The sequence below is a fragment of the Herbidospora sakaeratensis genome (assembly GCF_001570525.1).
GTDB classification, from domain to species: Bacteria; Actinomycetota; Actinomycetes; order Streptosporangiales; family Streptosporangiaceae; genus Herbidospora; species Herbidospora sakaeratensis.
Window position 1 is genome coordinate 27441 of the sequence record NZ_BBXC01000007.1, and the last position, 18262, is coordinate 45702.

Below are 18262 nucleotides of genomic sequence, written 5' to 3' on the forward strand. Positions count from 1 at the left end.
GGCGGATTCGCTAGCCTTCGGTGATGATCACCGGTCGTGGGGCGTTACCGGTCCTGCTGCTCGTTCCGCTGCTCGCGGGGTGCTTCGTCTGCGTGCCCGGCCGGTACGAGGTGCCGATCCCGCCCGCAGGGGCCCCTCCCGAGGAGGTCGTGGCGGCCTACGTCGACGCGGCGCTGGGCAAGGACAGCGAGACGATCAGAGCCGTGATGGTGCCCGAGACGGACTTCCACCACGAGTTCAACGGCCCGTTCTCCCCGTTCCGGCACTGGGACGCCGCCGCGAACATCGACATCGGCGACTCCTACCTGGCCGATCACGACTGCCCGCCGGGACGGAAGTGCCGGCGGGTGAGGGTGTCGATGGACCTCTGCGGGGACACCGGGCATCCCACGGGGGAGTTCGCCGAGCCCTTCATCGTGCACTGGGTGAAGGACCGGTGGCTCGTCTCCGGGTATGGATCCGGCTGACGCGGCCGTGACCCCGGAAGGGTCACGGCCGTCGCGGTGGACTAGACGTCGGCGCGGCGGATCTTCAGGCCGAGCGAGGTGAACTGGTCGAACGGGCGGTGGTAGCCGCGTTCGATGTGGTTGACGCCGCGCAGGGTCGAGGTGCCCTCGGCCACCGCGGCCGCCAGCACCGCCGAGAAGCCCGCCCGGATGTCGGGGAGGGTCACGTCGGCGCCGCGGAGCTTGGAGACGCCGCGCACGACCGCCGAGTGCTTGGCGTTGGTGTCGTGGTAGCGGCAGGCCGGGCCGCCGAGGCACTGGGAGAAGACCTCGATCTCGCAGCCCATCTTCTGCAGCGCAGGGACGTACACCAGGCGGTTCTCGAAGACCGTCTCGTGGAGCACCGACATGCCCTCGGCGCGGGTGAACAGGACCATGAGCGGCGTCTGCCAGTCGGTCATGAACCCGGGGTGGGTGTCGGTCTGCACGGCGGCGGCGCGCAGGCCGTCGGGGGCCGAGGCGGTCAGCCAGTCGTCGGTGATGTCGAACCGGGCGCCCATGCGGGCCAGGGTCGTGATCGCGGTGACCAGGCGGTCCTGCGGGCAGCCGTGGACGCGCACCTCGCCGCCGGTGACCAGGCCCGCGACGAGGTAGGAGAAGGCCTCGATGCGGTCGCCGGCCAGCCAGGTCGAGGCGCCGTGGAGCTTCTCGACGCCCTCGATGACGATGCGGCGGTCGGGGGACAACTCGATCATCGCGCCCATGCGCTGGAGGTAGAGCGCGAGCTCGACGACCTCGGGCTCCATGGCGGCGCCCTTGATGACCGTCTTGCCCTCGGCCAGGACGGCCGTCATCAGGATGGTCTCGGTCGCGCCGACGCTCGGGTAGGGGAGGGTGATGCGGGTGCCGTGGAGGCGCGACGCCTTGGCGGTGATGCCGCTCTCGTCCTCGATGATCTCGGCGCCCATCTGGCGCAGCGCCTCGAGGTGGAAGTTGACCGGGCGGCGGCCGATCGGGTCGCCGCCGACCATCGGCACGAACGCCTCGCCCGCGAGGTGGAGGAGCGGGCCGAGCATCAGGATGGGGATCCGGTTGAGCCCGGTGTACTTCTCCGGGACCCTCGGCTCGATGACGCTGCCGCGTTCGAGGGTGATCTCGCCGTCGCCGATCTCGACGTGGATGCCCAGGGCCTCCAGCATGGCGGCGGTCAGGTGGACCTCGCCGACCTCGGGGGCGTTGTGCAGGGTGCTGGGGCCGTCGCCGAGCATGGCCGCGACCATGTGCTTGGACACGGCGTTCTTGGACCCTCGGACCTCGACGTCCCCCCGCAGCGGACCGGAGGGTTCGATGAGCCACGCTTGTTCGTTCACCCGCCAATGCTAACGGCGTGGCCCGCCTGGTCTAGGTAGGTACCATCGGGACGGTGCGGCCTGTGAAGTACTTCGGTGGGACGGTCCTGCTCCTCACGGTGCTGGGGGTGCCCGCGGGATTCCTGTGGTCGTTCCTGGCGCCGCGCACCCGCTACGTCCTCTACGAGGGCGCCTGGCGGGTGGCCGATCCGAACACGCAGGCGCTGATCGCGGCCGACGGCTACTTCGCGCTGATCACGGCGACCATCGGGCTGGTCGCGGGGCTGATCGCCTACCAGCGGGCGGGCGACAACGGGTTGCCGATCGTCCTGGGGCTCGGGGCCGGCGGGCTGGCCGGGTCGTTCGTCGCGTTCCTCATCGGTTCGTCGATGGGGGGCGAGGTGGTCAGGGCCGCGACGTCGGCGGGGGAGTTCGCGACCCGTGACCTGCTGGGGCTGACGGCCAGGGGCGTGCTGGTGTTCTGGGCGGTGCTCGCGGCCGGGGTGTTCTGGGCGCGCGAGTTCGCCGTCACCTACCGGGAACGGAAAACGATGGACGGACCGATCCCGCCGTCGTAGCCCGCTCGAAGGCGTGCCCGACCCGGAGCACGCCGAGGTCGTCCCAGGGGCGGCCGATGATCTGCACCCCGACGGGCAGCCCTGACGCGGTGAAGCCGCACGGCACGGACAGGGCCGGGACTCCGAGCACGCTGATCAGGTAGCAGGAGCGCATCCAGGCCAGGTAGTCGGGCATCTGGAGGCCGTCGACGGAACGTACATAAGGATCTTCGACCGGGAACGGCGGGACCTGGCTGACCGGCGCGATCAGGTAGTCCCAGGTGCCGAAGAAGCCGTTCACGCGGTGCCACAGGCGGGTGCGCAGCTTCTCGGCCCGCGCCAGGTCCTCGCCGCTCACCTCGCGGCCCTTCTCGACGTTCCAGCGCACGTTCTCGCCGACGCCGTCGAGGTCGCCGTAGGTGGCCAGGTACCACCAGGCCCGATAGGTACGGAACGCCTCGTCGGCCCCCGCGAGGTTGAGGTCGGCGTGCTCGACGGTCGCGCCCAGGCCCTCGAACACCGTCGCGGCCGTCGCGGTCACCGCGGCCGTCTCGGGGTCGACCGGCAGCCCGCCGAGCGAGGGGGAGAAGGCGATGCGCAACCGGCTGACGTCGGTCTCCAGGGAGCCGCCGAAGACCGACGCGTCCTCTCGGATCGACAGCGGCGAACTCGGGTCGGGTCCGGCGATGGCGGTCAGGAACAGGGCCAGGTCCTGTACGGTCCGCGCCATCGGCCCCGACACGCCCAGGGTGAACCACGCGGCCGTCGTCGACTTCGAGGGCACCCGCCCGGGGGTCGGCCGCAGCCCCACGACGTTGCAGAACGACGCCGGGTTGCGCAACGAGCCGCCCATGTCGGAGCCGTCGGCCAGCGGGGTCAGGCCCGCCGCCAGCGCCGCCGCCGCGCCGCCGCTCGACCCGCCCGCCGACTTGGCCGGGTCGTAGGGGTTGCGGGTGGCCCCGAAGACCTCGTTGACGGTGTGGGAGCCGGTGCCGAACTCGGGCGTGTTGGTCTTCCCGATCATCACCCCGCCCGCGTCGCGCACCCTGCGGACGATGAGGTCGTCGACGGTCGGCACGTGGTCGGCGAACAGCGCCGATCCGTACGTGGTGCGCACGCCCCTGGTCGACACCAGGTCCTTGTGGGCGACCGGCAGCCCGTGCAGCGGCCCCTGCCACGCACCGGCGTCGAGCTCGCGGGCCCGGTCGAGGGCCCGTTCGGCGGTGACCGTCACGATGGCGTTGACCTGCGGGTTGACCGCCTCGATGCGGTCGAGATGAGCCTGGGCGACCTCGACCGCGCCGATCTCCCTGGCCCGCAGCAGGGCCGAGGTCTCCGACGCGGTGAGATAGTGCAGTTCCGTCACCGGCGTCACATTATCCGAGCGGCCGGATCCGAGCGGCCGGGCGGCGGGCCCCCGCGCCGCCGCCGACCGTCGATTCGAAGGTACGCCCGGAGGTATGCCCGGTTCGTCCTCCGGGAAGGTGAACCTCGGCTACACCCTCGGTAGGGTGCCCTGGTGCTTCCGGACCATCTCTTCGGCCCACTCGACCTCGACGCCGCGCTCGAGCGCGCCTACGACCGGGGTGAGGAGAAGGCCGCCTGGGAACTGCTCGCCGACGCCCTCATGGACCCGCGGGCCCGCGGCGACCGGCGCATCCCGGCCTACGTCGTGGAGCTCATCGACGACTACACCGTCGACGGGTGGGAGCAGGACACCCTCGACCTCCTCCACGACCTGATCGGCGTGGAACCCGAGCTGACCGGCCCGCTCCGCACCCCGATGGCCGAGCTGCACGGCCAGCTCGGCGATTCGGCGACGGCCCTGCGGCTGCTGCGCACCCGGCGGGCCGAGCTCGACCGGCTGCCCGACGGCGAGCGCGACGAGGAGTTCTACCCGGCGGCCGCGATGATCGCCGGGCCGTTCGACCCGGAGTTCGCCGCCGGCCTCCTCGACGAGGGCCTGCGCCTCGCGCTCGACCTGGGCCGCCCGCCCGCGACGGTCCGCTACCTCGACCTGCTGCGCCGCCGCTTCGGCGGCCCCGGCCCGCTGTCCGACCGGGTCGAGGCGCAGGCCGCGGCCGAGCCGGCCGCGCCGAAGACGACCCAGCCGGTGATCGAGAAGAAGCCGACCGTGCGGCTGCCCTACGTGCCCGGAGACGACCTGCGGGCGCTGGAGGCGCGCTTCAGGCAGGCCGACCTGGAGACCCGGGTCGCGGTCGTCCGCCTTCAGGAGGAGGCCCCCTCCTCGGAGGAGGAGCGCCTGGCCCTGGTCGCCCTGACCGATCCGGAGGGCGACGTCGCCTGGCCACCGGGGCGCAACGACGGGTGCTGGTGCGGCTCCGACCGCAAGTACAAGAAGTGCTGCGGCGCGCCCGTTTAGACGGGGAACCGTTCGTGCCCGACGACCGCGAGCAGCTTGAGCTTCTCGTCGCCCTCGCTGCGCGGGGGAGCGGTGAGCACCAGCAGCGTCTGTGACTGGTCTTCGGTGAACAGCACCTGGCAGTCGAGCTCGATCGGGCCCAGCTGCGGGTGGATGAGGACCTTGTGGTCCTCGAATCGGCGGGCCACCTCGTGGCGGTCCCAGATCTCGGCGAACTCGGGGCTGGCCTTCTGCAGGGCCCTGACCAGCTCGCCCGCGCGCGACTTGGGGCCCATCGTCCCGTACGCCGCCCGCAGGCTCGCCACCATGGCCCGGCTCTGGCGGGGCCGGTCGTCCTCGGGGTAGAGGCGGCGTTCGTGCTCGGGGTCGGTGAACCAGCGGTAGATCTCGCTGCGGGCCAGGCCCGTGTGGCCCGAGCGGTCGCCGAGCAGGGCCTGGGCCATCCGGTTGGCGACCAGGGTCTCGCCCAGGTTCGACAGGATCAGCGCGGGGGTGTCGTCGAGGCGGTCGAGGACCCGCAGCAGGGCCGGGGCCACGTGGGAGGAGCCGGTGAAGGTCTCGGGGGCGTTGCGGCCGGCCACGCGGAACAGGTAGGCGCGTTCCTCGCCGGTCAGCCGGAGCGCGCGGGCCAGGGTGGCGAGCATCTGCTCGCTCGGCTGCGGCCCGCGGCGCTGTTCGAGCCGCGTGTAGTAGTCGGTCGACATCAGCGCCAGCGCGGCCACCTCCTCACGGCGCAGGCCCGGGGCGCGCCGCCGGGCGCCTTCGGGCAGGCCAACGTCTTCGGGGCGCAGCGCCTCCCGGTGGCGGCGCAGGAAGTCGGCGAGTGCTGAGCGGTCCACGTGTCCAACCTACGCACGGCCGGAACCGCCAACCAGGGACCGCCGATCCCCCGACAACCGCTCTCTGCACCTCCCCGGACGGACGGGGAAGGCTCGAAGCATGGACATCACCGGAAACACGATCTTCATCCCGGGCGCCACCAGCGGCATCGGTCTCGCCCTGGCCAGGGCCCTGCGCGACAAGGGCAACACCGTCGTCGTCGGCGGACGCCGCACCGAGCTCCTCGGCGACCTGGAGGCCGAGGGGTTCGGCACGGTCCGCGTCGACACCGCAGACGCCGCCAGCATCGAGCAGGCGTCCACGGACGTGCTGCGGCGTTATCCCGCCCTGAACGTGCTGGTCGCCATGGCCGGGATCATGCGGGCCGAGGACTGGACCCGGCCGGACGACTTCCTGGCCACGGCCGAGACGGTCATCACGACCAACGTGCTGGGCCCGATCCGGCTGATCGCCGCGTTCATCGAGCACCTCCAGGCCCAGCCCGACCCGACGATCGTCACCGTCTCCTCCGGCCTGGCGTTCATCCCGCTGAAGGTCACCCCGAGCTACAACGCCTCCAAGGCCGCGATCCACATGCTCAGCGAGTCGATCCGCCTCCAGTACTCCAAGGTCAGGGTGGTCGAGCTGGTGCCGCCCTCGGTGCAGACCGACCTGATGCCCGGCCAGAAGGAGAACGAGCGCGCCCTGCCGCTCGACGACTTCGTCGCCGAGGTCATGACCCTCCTGGAGACGCAGCCCGACGCCAAGGAGATCCTGGTCGAGCGGGTGAAATTCCTCCGCGAGGCCGTGCAGCGGGGCGACTACGACCACGTCGTGACTGTGCTCAACGCCACAGACCCGCACGCGAACAAATAATTGAAGTTTCAGTCACCTGGAGAGTCAGTCTTCAGTACCCTCCTTGACCGTGATCGATCAAGACATTCCACTGGATGAAAATAGAAATCGGGATACGCCGGAAATACGGCCGACCGAGGAGAACGACGATCGCGGCAGCGTGATCAGCCTGCTCGAACGGATCGCCTCGGTCATCCTCCCGATCGGCGTCGCCCTGTACGCCGTCCTCTACCTCGGCGTCGAGGAGATCTACGCCACCTTCGGCATCAACCCCCAGCAGGCCGGCATCGACCAGTCGGTCCTGTTCAGCCGCCTCATGAGCACGCTGGTGCTGGTCGTGCTGCTCGGCATCCCGCTGATCGGCCTGCTCGTCGGGTTCGGCTGGCTGGTGAACGTCGTCACCCTTGGCGCGGCCGGGCGCGCGGTGACCTGGGTCAGGTCGCGGCCGTGGGTGGCCGGGCTGATCGCCGCCCTGTGGTGCGGGGCGACCTACTGGGGCTTCTACAACTTCTTCGCCGACCTCGACCTGACGGTCATGGTCGTCATCGCGGTCGGCCTGGGCCTGGTGACCTTCCTGGTGCCCTTCCAGCTCCTGCGCCGCCGGCCCGTCGGCCGGGCCGGGCTCAAGGTGCTCATCGGCGCCCTGACCGGCCTCGGCCTGGGCTTCCTGCTCATCCTCAACCTGGCCTCGGCGGCGCAGGACATGCGCGAGACCGGTCAGGCGAACTTCCTGCTCAGCACCGTCGGCTTCCAGGACCAGTGGGCGATCCTGGAGGACAAGGAGAAGGGCACGCCCCTCTACGACGGCCGCTGGATGATGCTCCTCGGCGAGCGCGAGGGCACCTACCTGCTCTACGACTGCGACAAGATGGAGACCATCCGCCGTCCCATGGAGTCCGCAGTCCTGACGCAGGTGCAGCTCGACCCCGAGCGCGAGGCCGACTTCACCTGCGGAACGTTGGTCGAGGAGACCGGCTAGAGCTTGGCGATCTCCGCGGTGATGGCGCCGGTGAGCGTCACGAGGTTGCCCGGGGCCGTCTCGATCTGGAGACCCCGGCGTCCTGCCGAGAAGTAGATCGTCCCGAAGGCCAGCGCGGACGCGTCGACCACGGTCGGCAGCCGTTTGCGCTGGCCGAGCGGGCTGATCCCGCCCACGACGTAACCCGTCACCCGCTCGACCTTGGCCGCCTCGGCCATCGCGGCCTTCTTGCCCTTGAGCGCCGCCGCGAACGCCTTCAGGTCGAGCTTCCCGGCCACCGGCACCACCGCCACCGCGAGCCCGGCCTCGGTCTCGGCGACGAGCGTCTTGAAGATCCGCTCGTAGGGCACGCCGAGCGCGTCGGCCGCCTCCTCGCCGTACGCCTGCGCGTTCGCGTCGTGCTCGTAGGGGTGGAGGGTGAACTCGGCACCGGCCTTGGTCAGCGCCACGGTCGCGGGGGTGCCCTGCCCGCCTTTCGTCTTCGCCACGCGCCTAGATTACGGGGGGACGACCCCCCGAACCCCCGGCCACCCGACCCGCTGCGGCCACCCGATCACCGCTTCGCGGCGACGTCGGCGCCGATGCAGACGAAGCCGGCCGCCGTGACGTCGTCGCCCGCCGCCCGCTGGGTCTCGGCCAGCGCGGTGGCCGCCGGCACTCCGGCCGCGAGCCTCTGGTGCAGGGCGATCATGAGCGGCCGGGTGCGGGAGTCCGGCACCGGCACCATCGACGCCACCACGCAGCGGGTGCCCAGCGACAGGAAGGTCGTGCTGAGGCCGAGGAGTTCGTCGCCCGCTCTCACCACCGACCGGCCGCTCTCACACGCGGCCAGCACGACCAGCTCCGGCGGGGTGCGCAGGCGTTCGAGGTCGTAGACCGTCAGGGGGCCGTCGGCCAGGTGCAGCGAGGAGAAGAGGGGGTTGGCCGTGTTGACCCGGCCGTGGGCGGCCAGATGGGCCAGCCGTGCGCCGTCGAGCGCGGCCAGCGTCTCTCCGTCCACGGGGACGGTCCCGTGGAGGGCGGCCACCTCGGCCACCTCCGCGACCGCGTCCGGGAGCCCCGGCCCGGCGGCCACCGCGACGGGACCCTTGCCGGTGGCCGGCCGGACTACGGCCTGACGCCACAACGCGGCCGACGGCGAGACCGCCACCGGACGCCCCGCGCACGACGGCAGCACCGGCCACGGCAGCCCCTGCAACGGGCCGGTCGGCACGACCACCAGGGGCCGGTCACCGAGCCGCAGCGGCCCGAGCAGCAGGGCGTCGAGCCGGGCGGCGGCGTGCCGCAACATCCGGGCCGCCGCCGATGGGCCGCCCCTGGTGTCGCCCGACCGGGCCAGCCGCCGCAGCGCGAACGGCACCCGCTCGACCAGGTCGCGGACCGCGTCCACGGAGCCCAGCGCGGTCAGCCGGGCCCGCCCCGCCACGAGGGTGACCGCGTGGAACACGCCGTCGAGCAGCACGTACTCGACCAAGGCCCGCTCGCCCAGCAGGGGAGCCAGCGACCCCACCACGCCGGGGGACCGCCGCGTCCGGTCGGGCCCGCGCGCCTCCCCCCGCGCCGCCCGGATGTGGTCGCGGATGCGGCGCTCCAACGCGGCCTGCCGGTCGGTGACCATCGGGTCTCTGGACGTCCGCGCCTCAGCCGCCACCGCCCGCAGCTCGGCCAGCCGCTCGGCCAGCCACGGGTCGTCGGGCGGCCGGACCCGGCGCATCAGCAGATGGCTGGCCCGCCCCTGCTCGGCCCACCCCAGCACCTGCGCCGGGCCGCCCCGGCCCAGGGCCATCCGCAGCCCGAGCTCGGCCAGCTCGACCCGGAACTCGGCCGAATGCGCCCGCAGGTCGGTCGCGCCCAGCGTGGCCCGGTGCTCGTCGAGCAGCCGCAACCCCCGCCGCACCGCGGCCGCCGCCCCCGCCGGATCGCCGACGGTGAGCCGCCGCAGCGCCTCGGCGTGCCACCCCCGCACCCGCGACAACACCGGCCCGCGTAACCGATGCCGCGCGGCCACGCCGAGCAGCTCGACCGCCCGCTCCGCACGCGCGCCGGACACCGTCTCCCATCCTCCGGGCCCGGAGCCCGAAGGCTCGCGCGCACCGGCTGCCGAGGCCGGAAGCACGGCATCAGGGCCCGGAGCCGGGCCGATGCCGGAGGCCCGGCCGAGGAGCAGGCGCGCGGCCAGCAGTCGGGCCTCCACCGAGGCCGCCGTCCAGCCCGCCCGGCCCAGTTCCCTGGCGACCGCCTCGAAGCGGGCCGCCGAGACGCCCGGATGCCCGGCCGCCAGGCGGGAGCGCAGCACCACGAACGCGGCCAGCGCGCGCCACTCCGGGCGCTGCTGGGCGCCGAACTCGCGGGCCGCCAGCCGGGCCGCCTCGACCGCGTGTTCGTGGTCGCCCTCCAGGGTGGCGGCGCGGGCGAGCAGCAGGCGTACCTCCGGCAGGACGATCGCGCGGCGGCGGCGGCGCAGTTCGGCGACGGCCTCCTCGGCGGCGGCGCGGGCCTCGGCGGTCAGGCCGACCGACAGCAGCAGCTCGGAGCGGTCGCTGAGCAGCCAGCCCAGCTGGTGGGTGCCCAGGTCGCGGAAGCGGCTCTCGGCCAGGTCGAGATAGCGCAGCGCGCCCGGCACGTCGCCGCGCACCCCCCGCACCCACCCCAGGTTCAGCCGCACCACGGCGAGCGACAGGTCGAGCCCGAGGTCGGCGCACAGTGCCTCGGCCTCGTGGAAGTCGGCCTCGGCGGCGGCGAACTCGTGGCGGTAGCCGTGCACGATGCCCCGGTTCGACAACACCCGCTGCAACCACACGTGGTCGTGCGCCCGCCGCAGCACCGGGACGGCCTGGCGGTAGGCGGCCAGCGCGTCGGCGTGCCGCCCCAGGTGGTTGAAGACGGCGGCCCGCTGGGCGTCGGCCCGCGCCCGCAGCTCGCCGTGCAGGCCGGGCAGCAGGGCTTCGAGGTCGGCCAGGGCCTGCCGGGGGCGGCCGCGCATGCTGGTCACGAACGCCATCCGGATCCGCGCCTCGGCGGCCAGTTCGGGCGACCCGGCCCGGCCCGCCGTGCGGATCGCCGCCCGCAGGTGCCGGGCCGCGGTCGCCAGGTCGTCGAGGTGGACGGCGGCGATGCCCAGCGCGCGTTCGGCCCGCGACTGGGCGGCCAGGTCGCGCCGTTCGCGGGCGCGCGCCGCGATCTCGGCCGCGACGATCACCGCCCGCCCCGGATCGGCCTCGGCGAGCATGAGCGCGGCCCGCGCCGGATCCTGGGTCGTCGTCACGCGTCGCAGTTTTCCACTCCTGATTTCCGCGCGGGATGTATCAAACGGGTGAGTGCCCGCTCATCAATCGGAAGTGGCGAATCACGCGAGGGAGTTCCCATGCCTTTCACCGACCCGGGCGGCGTCTACCGAAGCGACACCGAGGCCTGGAAGGTCGACCAGCTGGTCGTCGACCGGCGATATCAGACCCTGATCCGCAACCGCCTCACCGACCTGACCGGCCACACCTGGCGGGAGCTCGACACCAGCCCCGAACTGGGCCTCACCCTCTGCGACCTGCCGGAGCTGGCCGCCATCGAGCAGGCCCTCATCGCGGGCTTCCTCGACGGCGTGCGCCGGTCGCGGGCGGGGGAGTACGACCCGGCCGACCCGATCCCCGCCCTCGACCTCCTCCTGTACGCCCTCCGCACCGACTTCGAGGAGAAGTACGACGGCTGGTCGCCCCCGATGGCCAAGAACCGGCTGCTCGACGGCGTCCAGGGCTCGCCCTACACCGGCGGCGGACGGCCCGACGAGCTGACCCCGGCCGTGCACGCCGAGGTGGCCCGGCTGACCTCCCCCGGCACCGGGCCGCACGTCGGCATCCTCGACTCCAAGATCGTCCCGCACCCCGACCTGGAGGGGCGCTTCCTCGCCTCGGCCAAGGACATCTACACCGGCGGCGCGCCGCACCCCTCGCCCGTCGGCCACGCCACCTTCGTCGCGGGCGTGATCCTCGCGCACGCCCCGGACGCGGTCCTGGTCATGCGGTCGATCCTCGACAACAGGGGCGTCGAGGTCTCGTCGTGGTCGGTGGCCAAGGCCATGGTGGGCTTCCTCAGGACCGACGTGCGGGTGCTCAACCTGTCGTTCGGCTGCACCACCCACGACAACCGGCCGCCGACCGTGCTGGAGCGGGCCGTGCAGCGGCTCTCGCCCACGATCGTGCTGGTCGCGGCGGCCGGCAACCACGGCCGGCCCTCGCAGAAGCGGAAGGCGGCCGGGATCACCGAGGTCACCCCGGTCTGGCCGGCCGCCTGCGCCGACGTGATCGCCGTGGGCGCCCGCGACGCCGAGTTCAGCCCGAAGGTCCCGTGGGTCAACGTGCTGGCCAACGGTCTCGCGGTGACCAGCACCTACCTCACCGGCGAGGTCGACCTGGTCGAGCGGCTGCTGACCGGCGAGGAGGTCGTACAGGACAAGATGCAGTTCAGCGGCTACGCCACCTGGAGCGGCACCTCCTTCGCCTGCGCCGCCGTGGTCGGCGAGATCGCCGCGCGGGCGACCGCGCAGAACATCTCGGTCCGCGCGGCGGCCGACCTCATCGTGGCCGAGTCCGCCGACGAGGTGCTCGCCGAGCTCACCCTGTAGTGTCCAGACGGGCCGCCCGCCTGCGGCCCTCCGGGCACATGGGAGGAGAGAGCCATGCGTGACGACGCCCTCATGGAGGAGCTGGCGGCCGCGCTGCGCGCCGCCGACCCGGTGCCTCCCGGGCTGGTCGAGATGGGGCAGGCGATCTACACCTGGCGGCTGGTCGACGCCGAGCTGGCCGAGCTCAGCTCGCTGGGCGCGGCCGGGCCGCTGGTCCGGGCCGACGAGGTGGCCGCGCTGCGCGACCTGGCGTTCCAGACCGCGTCGGGCCTGGTGATCGAGCTCGGCGTCAGCGGCGACGTCCTGCTGGGCCAGCTCGACCCGCCGGCCGAAGGCGAGGTCCGCGTCGTCACCGGCGCGGGGCCCGGCCCGGGGCTGCCCGTCGACGAAGTGGGCGGTTTCCGGATCTCGCCGATCCCGGCGGGCCGGTTCCGGCTCCACTTCCGGGGCGGCGGGCTGAACGTGGTGACCACCCCGATCTACTGGGGCGGCACCCACGACGAATAGAGCAGCCGGGCCCGCCAGCCCTCGTAGGGGAGCGTGTCGCCGGTGAGGATCGGCTGGAGCCAGGCGAAGTTGGCCAGCACCAGCAGCCCGAACACGCCGACGGCCACCGCCCCCCGCGACCGGCGGGCCGGGCTCGCCTCGCGTCCGCCCAGCGCCAGACCGGCCACCAGGGTCAGCGCCAGGATCATGAACGGCACCATCGGCAGCGCGTAGAACTGGTACATCGTCCGGTCGTCGACGATGGCGTAGTAGAACCACGGGATCCAGCCGGTGGCGTAGCCGAGCAGCACCGCCCCGGCCCGCCAGTCGCGCGTCGCAGTGTACCACGACAACATCGCGACCATCGCCGCCAGCCCCGCGAACCACAGGATCGGGGTGCCCGCCGCGTAGATCGCCGAGGAGCACGAGTCGGCCCCGCAGCCCTTCGGCGAGCTGTAGTGCAGCAGCACCGGCCGGTACTGCAGCGGCCACTGCCACGGCTCGGTGGCGTAACTGTGCCCGGAGGCCAGCCCGGTGTGGAACGACAGCGCCTGGAGCTGGTAGGACACCAGCGACCTGATCGAGTCGAACACGAAGAACGCCCACCCGTGGTCGGTGGCCTGCGCCCAGTTGCGCCCCCACCCGCGCTCACTGGCGAACCATCCCGTGTACGACACCACATAGACCACCACCGGCACGACCCACATCCAGGCCACGCCGAGCGGCAGGTCCCGCTTCCACGAGCCGCGATAGGGGCGGCGCAGCCCGATCGACCGCCGCGCGCCGGCGTCCCAGAACAGGGTCAGCACCAGGAACCCGACGATGAAGAACGCGCCCGTCCACTTGGTCGCCGTCGCGGCCCCCAGCGCGAGCCCGGCCGCCAGCCGCCACGGCCGCCACCCCAGATGGGGCCCGAAGTCGCCGGGGATCGCCCGCGCGTGCCACTCGGCCAGTCTGGCCCTCATGTGGTCGCGGTCAGTGACCAGGCAGGCGAACGCCGCCACCAGCCAGAACGACAGGAAGACGTCGAGCAGGGCGGCCCGCGACATGACCAGGTGCATGCCGTCGACGGCCAGCAGGAATCCGGCGAAGCAGCCCAGCAGGGTCGAGCGGGTCATCCGCCGGGCGGTGCGGGCCAGGATAAGGATCGACAACGTCCCGACGACGGCCGCCATGAACCGCCAGCCGAACGGGTTGATCCCCCACATCTGCTCGCCGAGCGCGATCATCCACTTGCCGAGCGGCGGGTGCACCACGTAGTCGCCGCACTCGGAGACCCGCGCGCAGGTCCGGAACACGCCGTCGCCGCCCGCCAGCAGGGCCGGGTCGGGCTTCTCGACGCTCTTGGTCTCGACGCCGAACCGCAGCAGCGACAGCGCCTCTTTGGCGTAGTAGGTCTCGTCGAACATCACCTCGTGCGGCTTGCCGAGGTTCATGAACCGCAGGATCCCGCCGAACACCGTGACGACCAGCGGGGCCAGCCACCCCCACAACACGCTGCCGGGCTGCGGCGGCACGAGGCGGTCGCGCGCCGGGACCGGGAGGGGCGGGGAGATCGTGGTCACCCGCCTCATCCTATTTATGGCAAAGGATGGGATCGCTCCACCTACTACAATTGTGCGGGGTGCCCCGAATGTCCGCATGATGGACATCGCGGGATTCCGGACCGGCCGTCCGTAGACTGTTCGGGTGATTTCCCGTATCGACCTGCGCGGGCCCCTGCCGGGGAACCTGCGCGACGTGCTGCCCCGCGCCGAGCTCGACGTGGAGACCGCCCTCGAGAAGGTGCGGCCCATCTGCGAGAAGGTGCGCCATCATGGCGCGGAGGGCGTGCGGGAGCTGACCCATCGGTTCGACGGCTTCGACCTCCCCACGGCCCGCGTCCCCTCCGAGGCCCTGCAGAACGCCCTGGAGACGCTCGATCCGCGGGTCCGCGCCGCCCTCGAAGAGGCCATCCGCCGCACCCGCCTGGTCCACCGCGACCAGCGCCGGACCGACGTCACCACGACGGTCGTCCCGGGCGGCACCGTCACCGAGCGCTGGATCCCGGTCGACCGCGTCGGCCTCTACGCGCCCGGCGGCCTGGCCGTCTACCCGTCCAGTGTGATCATGAACGTGGTGCCCGCCCAGGAGGCCGGGGTGCCCTCGATGGCGGTGGCCTCACCGCCCCAGGCGCCCGACGGGCTGCCCCACCCGACGATCCTGGCGGCCTGCGTGCTGCTCGGGGTCGACGAGGTCTACGCCGTGGGCGGGGCCCAGGCCGTCGCGATGTTCGCGTACGGCACCGAGGACTGCCCCGCCGCCTCGATGGTCACCGGGCCGGGCAACATCTGGGTCGCGGCGGCCAAACGGCTGCTCAAGGGCCGCATCGGCATCGACTCCGAGGCCGGCCCGACCGAGATCGCCATCCTCGCCGACGCCTCCGCCGACCCCGTCCACGTCGCCGCCGACCTGATCTCGCAGGCCGAGCACGACACCCTGGCCGCCGCCGTGCTGGTCACCGACTCGGCCGAGCTGGCCGACGCGGTCGAGATCGAGCTCAAGGCCCAGGTCGCCCGCACCAAGCACACCGGGCGCATCACCGAGGCGCTGGCCGGCCGGCAGTCGGGCATCGTCCTGGTCTCCTCGATCGACGACGGGATCAGGGTCGTCGACGCCTACGCCGCCGAACACCTGGAGATCCAGACCCGGCAGGCCGCCGAGGTGGCATCGAAGATCAGGAACGCGGGGGCGATCTTCGTGGGGGCCCACGCCCCCGTCTCGCTCGGCGACTACATGGCCGGGTCGAACCACGTGCTGCCCACGGGCGGCTGCGCCTGTCACTCCTCGGGCCTGTCGGTGCAGACGTTCCTCAAGGGCGTGCACGTCGTCGACTACAACCGCGAGGCGCTCGCCGAGGCCGCGCCGCTGGTGTGCGCGCTGGCCGACGCCGAAGACCTGCCCGGCCACGGCGCCGCGATCCGCGCCCGGTTCGATTGGGAGATTCCCGGCTGATGACCACACTCGACGACCTGCCCATCCGCGACGACCTGCGCGGCAAGCACCCCTACGGTGCGCCCCAGCTCAACGTGGCGGTGCAGCTCAACACCAACGAGAACCCCTACCCGCCGTCCGAGGCGCTGCTCGACGACCTGGCCAGGGCGGTCCGGCAGGGGGCCGCGACCCTCAACCGCTACCCCGACCGCGACGCGGTCGAGCTGCGCAAGGACCTGGCCGACTACCTCGGCCACGGCCTGACCGCGCGCCAGCTCTGGGCGGCCAACGGGTCCAACGAGATCCTGCAGCAGACCCTCCAGGCGTTCGGCGGCCCCGGGCGCTCGGCGATCGGCTTCGAGCCGTCCTACTCCATGCACCCGATCATCGCCGCCGGCACCAGCACCCGCTGGATCGAGGGCGGGCGCGAAGAGGACTTCTCGCTCGACCCCGGCCGCGCGGTCGCCCTCATCGAGGAGCACCGGCCCGACGTCGTCTTCCTGACCTCGCCCAACAACCCGACCGGCACCGCGCTGCCGCTCCCGGTGATCGAGCGGGTGCTGGCCGCCGCGCCCGGCATGGTGATCGTCGACGAGGCCTACTTCGAGTTCGCCCGCACCGGCACCCCGTCGGCGTTGTCGCTGCTGCCCGACCACCCGCGCCTGATCGTCACGCGGACCATGTCGAAGGCGTTCGCGATGGCCGGGGCGCGGGTGGGCTACCTGGCCGCCGACCCGGCGGTGATCGACGCGCTGCTGCTGGTGCGGCTGCCCTACCACCTGTCGACGCTGACCCAGGCCGCGGCCCGGGTCGCGCTGGCCCACCGGGGCGAACTCCTCGGCACGGTCGACGCCCTGCGCGAGGAGCGCGACGCGACCGTGACCTGGCTACGGCAACGTGGCCTGTCCGTGGCTGACTCCGACGCCAATTTCGTGCTATTCGGTAAGTTTCCGGATCGTCACGCGGTGTGGGAGGGCGTACTCGACCGCGGTGTCCTGATCCGCGAGACCGGGCCTGCCGGGTGGCTGCGCGTATCGATCGGCACGAGTGAAGAGATGGCGGCCTTCCGGGCCGCCCTGGAAGGGGTCCTCTCATGAGGGTCGGGCGCATCGAACGCACGACGAAGGAGACGTCCGTCCTGGTCGAGATCGGCCTCGACGGCACCGGCGAGGTCGAGATCTCGACCGGCGTCGGGTTCTTCGACCACATGCTCAACCAGCTCGGCAAGCACGGCCTGTTCGACCTGACCGTCAAGACCGAGGGCGACCTGCACATCGACGCCCACCACACGATCGAGGACACCGCGATCGCGCTCGGCGCCGCGCTCAAGCAGGCCCTGGGCGACAAGTCGGGCATCCGGCGGTTCGGCAGCGCGTCGTGCCCGCTCGACGAGTCGCTCGCCGAGGTCACCGTCGACCTCTCGGGCCGGCCCTACCTCGTGCACAGCGAGCCCGAGAACATGGCCCCGATGATCGGGCCCGACTACGACACCACGATGACCCGGCACATCCTGGAGTCGATCGTCGCCTCGGCCTCGATCTGCCTGCACGTCCGCGTCCCCTACGGCCGCAACGCCCACCACATCGTCGAGGCGCAGTTCAAGGCCCTGGCGCGGGCGCTGCGCGCGGCCACCGAGCTCGACCCCCGGGCGACCGGGGTGCCCAGCACCAAGGGCGTGTTGTGAACTTCTCCTCCAGCGCCATGATCTTCATCGGCCTCTTCCTGATCGGCGGGGTGGTCTCCTTCGCCAAGCAGAAGCTGAAGCTGGCCGCGGTGGTGACCGGCGCGTTGTCCGCGCTGGCCCTGACGGCGGGAGTGATGTGGTGGCAGTGAAGAAGAACGTCGTCGTCCTCGACTACGGCTCGGGCAACCTGCGGTCGGCCGAGCGCGCCCTGGCGCGGATCGGCGCCGAGGTGACGGTGACCGCCGACTTCGACGCGGCGCTCGACTGCGACGGCCTCGTGGTGCCCGGCGTGGGGGCCTTCGCGGCCTGCATGAGCGGGCTGCGGGGTGTGCGCGGCGAGCAGATCGTCGCCCGGCGGCTGGCCGGCGGCCGTCCGGTGCTCGGGATCTGCGTCGGCATGCAGATCCTGTTCGAGAAGGGCGTCGAGCACGGCGTCCACACCGAGGGGTGCGGCGAGTGGCCCGGCACGGTCGAGCGCCTCGACGCGCCCGTGCTGCCCCACATGGGGTGGAACACGGTCACCGCGCCCGCCGACTCGGTGCTGTTCGCGGGGCTCGACGCGGAGACCCGCTTCTACTTCGTGCACTCCTACGGCGTGCGCGAGTGGGAACTCGTGCCCCACGACGAGGGGTTCACGGCGCCACTGGTCACCTGGGCCACCCACGGGGTGTCGTTCGTCGCCGCCGCCGAGAACGGCCCGCTCATGGCCACCCAGTTCCACCCGGAGAAGTCCGGCGACGCCGGGGCGACGCTGCTCCAGAACTGGCTGAACACCCTCTCATGAGCAAGGAGCGGGCCAGACGCCGGGCCGAGAGGGAGGCCGAGAAGGCCCGCCTGGCGGAGGAACGGGCCCGCCGCGAGGCCAAGACGGCCAGACGGCGGGAACTGCGTGGCCGGATCACGGCCGTGCTGCCCAAGCCGGTCAGAGTGGCCCGGCAGGGCGGCGTGCTGGCCCGGCGCCGCCGCGCCCAGAACGCGGCCATGCTCGTCCTGTTCCTGCTGGTCCAGGTCATCGCCTGGCTCACGCTCGACATGATGGCGCGGCTCGCCGTACTGGGCCTGTCCATCCTGATCGTCCCGGTGCTCGTCACCGTTCTCTTCGACCGGAGGTCCTGA

The 18262-nt window shown here is 72.5% G+C and carries 19 protein-coding genes; 13 read left to right on the plus strand and 6 right to left on the minus strand.

The window, feature by feature from the left end; translation table 11 throughout:
- Positions 1 to 23 precede the first annotated feature (23 nt).
- Positions 24 to 467, plus strand: a complete 444-nt coding sequence (locus AW271_RS00145; RefSeq protein ID WP_062330097.1) for a hypothetical protein — start codon at positions 24 to 26, stop codon at positions 465 to 467.
- Positions 468 to 508: 41 nt separating this feature from the next.
- On the opposite strand, the gene murA is transcribed toward AW271_RS00145, so the two are convergent.
- The gene (gene murA, locus AW271_RS00150) at positions 509 to 1816 is read right to left on the minus strand and encodes a UDP-N-acetylglucosamine 1-carboxyvinyltransferase (protein ID WP_062330100.1); all 1308 of its coding nucleotides are present in this window, start codon (positions 1814 to 1816) and stop codon (positions 509 to 511) included.
- A gap of 53 nt (positions 1817 to 1869) precedes the next feature.
- Between murA and AW271_RS00155 the strand changes: the two genes are divergently transcribed.
- A complete protein-coding gene (locus AW271_RS00155; RefSeq protein WP_063817807.1) occupies positions 1870 to 2373 on the plus strand; it encodes a hypothetical protein in 504 nt (167 codons plus the stop codon).
- Here the strand turns inward: AW271_RS00155 and AW271_RS00160 are convergent.
- Positions 2324 to 3718 carry an amidase gene (locus AW271_RS00160; RefSeq protein ID WP_062332855.1) on the minus strand — a complete coding sequence of 465 codons (1395 nt, stop codon included), beginning with the start codon at positions 3716 to 3718 and terminating at the stop codon, positions 2324 to 2326. The two genes, AW271_RS00155 and AW271_RS00160, sit on opposite strands and share 50 nt — an antisense overlap.
- Positions 3719 to 3871: 153 nt before the next feature.
- Here AW271_RS00160 and AW271_RS42075 point away from each other — a divergent pair, with 153 nt between their 5' ends.
- Positions 3872 to 4735 (plus strand): SEC-C domain-containing protein, encoded by an 864-nt coding sequence (locus tag AW271_RS42075; RefSeq protein ID WP_062330103.1) that lies wholly within the window; start codon positions 3872 to 3874, stop codon positions 4733 to 4735.
- Here AW271_RS42075 and AW271_RS00170 read toward each other — a convergent pair.
- A complete protein-coding gene (locus AW271_RS00170) occupies positions 4732 to 5574 on the minus strand; it encodes a helix-turn-helix transcriptional regulator (protein ID WP_062330105.1) in 843 nt (280 codons plus the stop codon). The genes AW271_RS42075 and AW271_RS00170 overlap by 4 nt on opposite strands.
- 100 nt (positions 5575 to 5674) lie before the next feature.
- Between AW271_RS00170 and AW271_RS00175 the strand changes: the two genes are divergently transcribed.
- Both AW271_RS00175 and AW271_RS00180 read left to right on the plus strand, forming a co-directional pair.
- Positions 5675 to 6430: an SDR family oxidoreductase gene (locus AW271_RS00175; protein ID WP_062330107.1), complete on the plus strand. Its 756-nt coding sequence runs from the start codon at positions 5675 to 5677 to the stop codon at positions 6428 to 6430.
- Positions 6431 to 6569: 139 nt separating this feature from the next.
- Positions 6570 to 7388 (plus strand): hypothetical protein, encoded by an 819-nt coding sequence (locus tag AW271_RS00180; RefSeq protein WP_062330109.1) that lies wholly within the window; start codon positions 6570 to 6572, stop codon positions 7386 to 7388.
- On the opposite strand, the gene ybaK is transcribed toward AW271_RS00180, so the two are convergent.
- Both ybaK and AW271_RS00190 read right to left on the minus strand, forming a co-directional pair.
- A complete protein-coding gene (gene ybaK / locus AW271_RS00185; RefSeq protein ID WP_062330111.1) occupies positions 7385 to 7876 on the minus strand; it encodes a Cys-tRNA(Pro) deacylase in 492 nt (163 codons plus the stop codon). The two genes, AW271_RS00180 and ybaK, sit on opposite strands and share 4 nt — an antisense overlap.
- A gap of 65 nt (positions 7877 to 7941) precedes the next feature.
- Entirely contained in the window at positions 7942 to 10653 is a 2712-nt protein-coding gene (locus AW271_RS00190; RefSeq protein ID WP_062330113.1) for a CHAT domain-containing protein, read from the minus strand.
- Between the two features lie 99 nt (positions 10654 to 10752).
- Between AW271_RS00190 and AW271_RS40480 the strand changes: the two genes are divergently transcribed.
- Together AW271_RS40480 and AW271_RS00200 are read left to right on the plus strand one after the other, a co-directional pair.
- The gene (locus AW271_RS40480) at positions 10753 to 12003 is read left to right on the plus strand and encodes a S8 family peptidase (RefSeq protein ID WP_062330115.1); all 1251 of its coding nucleotides are present in this window, start codon (positions 10753 to 10755) and stop codon (positions 12001 to 12003) included.
- A 54-nt stretch (positions 12004 to 12057) separates the two neighbouring features.
- On the plus strand, positions 12058 to 12510 hold the full coding sequence (locus AW271_RS00200) for a hypothetical protein (RefSeq protein WP_062330117.1): 453 nt from the start codon (positions 12058 to 12060) through the stop codon (positions 12508 to 12510).
- Here AW271_RS00200 and AW271_RS00205 read toward each other — a convergent pair.
- Positions 12483 to 14054, minus strand: coding sequence for a dolichyl-phosphate-mannose--protein mannosyltransferase (locus AW271_RS00205; RefSeq protein WP_063817856.1), 1572 nt, complete (start codon positions 14052 to 14054; stop codon positions 12483 to 12485). The genes AW271_RS00200 and AW271_RS00205 overlap by 28 nt on opposite strands.
- 124 nt (positions 14055 to 14178) lie before the next feature.
- On the opposite strand from AW271_RS00205, the gene hisD reads away from it, so the two are divergent.
- From hisD to AW271_RS00230, 6 genes are read left to right on the plus strand one after another with little or no spacing between them, the layout of a single operon-like run.
- On the plus strand, positions 14179 to 15483 hold the full coding sequence (gene hisD, locus AW271_RS00210; RefSeq protein WP_062330120.1) for a histidinol dehydrogenase: 1305 nt from the start codon (positions 14179 to 14181) through the stop codon (positions 15481 to 15483).
- Complete coding sequence (locus AW271_RS00215) at positions 15483 to 16559, plus strand: histidinol-phosphate transaminase (protein WP_062330122.1); 1077 nt, start codon at positions 15483 to 15485, stop codon at positions 16557 to 16559. Before hisD ends, AW271_RS00215 begins: the two co-directional genes overlap by 1 nt.
- Positions 16556 to 17146, plus strand: a complete 591-nt coding sequence (gene hisB / locus AW271_RS00220; RefSeq protein ID WP_062330125.1) for an imidazoleglycerol-phosphate dehydratase HisB — start codon at positions 16556 to 16558, stop codon at positions 17144 to 17146. Before AW271_RS00215 ends, hisB begins: the two co-directional genes overlap by 4 nt.
- Positions 17143 to 17295: a CG2302 family histidine operon protein gene (locus AW271_RS40485; RefSeq protein ID WP_169806249.1), complete on the plus strand. Its 153-nt coding sequence runs from the start codon at positions 17143 to 17145 to the stop codon at positions 17293 to 17295. Before hisB ends, AW271_RS40485 begins: the two co-directional genes overlap by 4 nt.
- Positions 17292 to 17930 carry an imidazole glycerol phosphate synthase subunit HisH gene (gene hisH, locus AW271_RS00225; RefSeq protein WP_218007952.1) on the plus strand — a complete coding sequence of 213 codons (639 nt, stop codon included), beginning with the start codon at positions 17292 to 17294 and terminating at the stop codon, positions 17928 to 17930. The genes AW271_RS40485 and hisH overlap by 4 nt, the downstream gene beginning before the upstream one ends.
- A complete protein-coding gene (locus AW271_RS00230; RefSeq protein ID WP_062330126.1) occupies positions 17927 to 18262 on the plus strand; it encodes a hypothetical protein in 336 nt (111 codons plus the stop codon). Before hisH ends, AW271_RS00230 begins: the two co-directional genes overlap by 4 nt.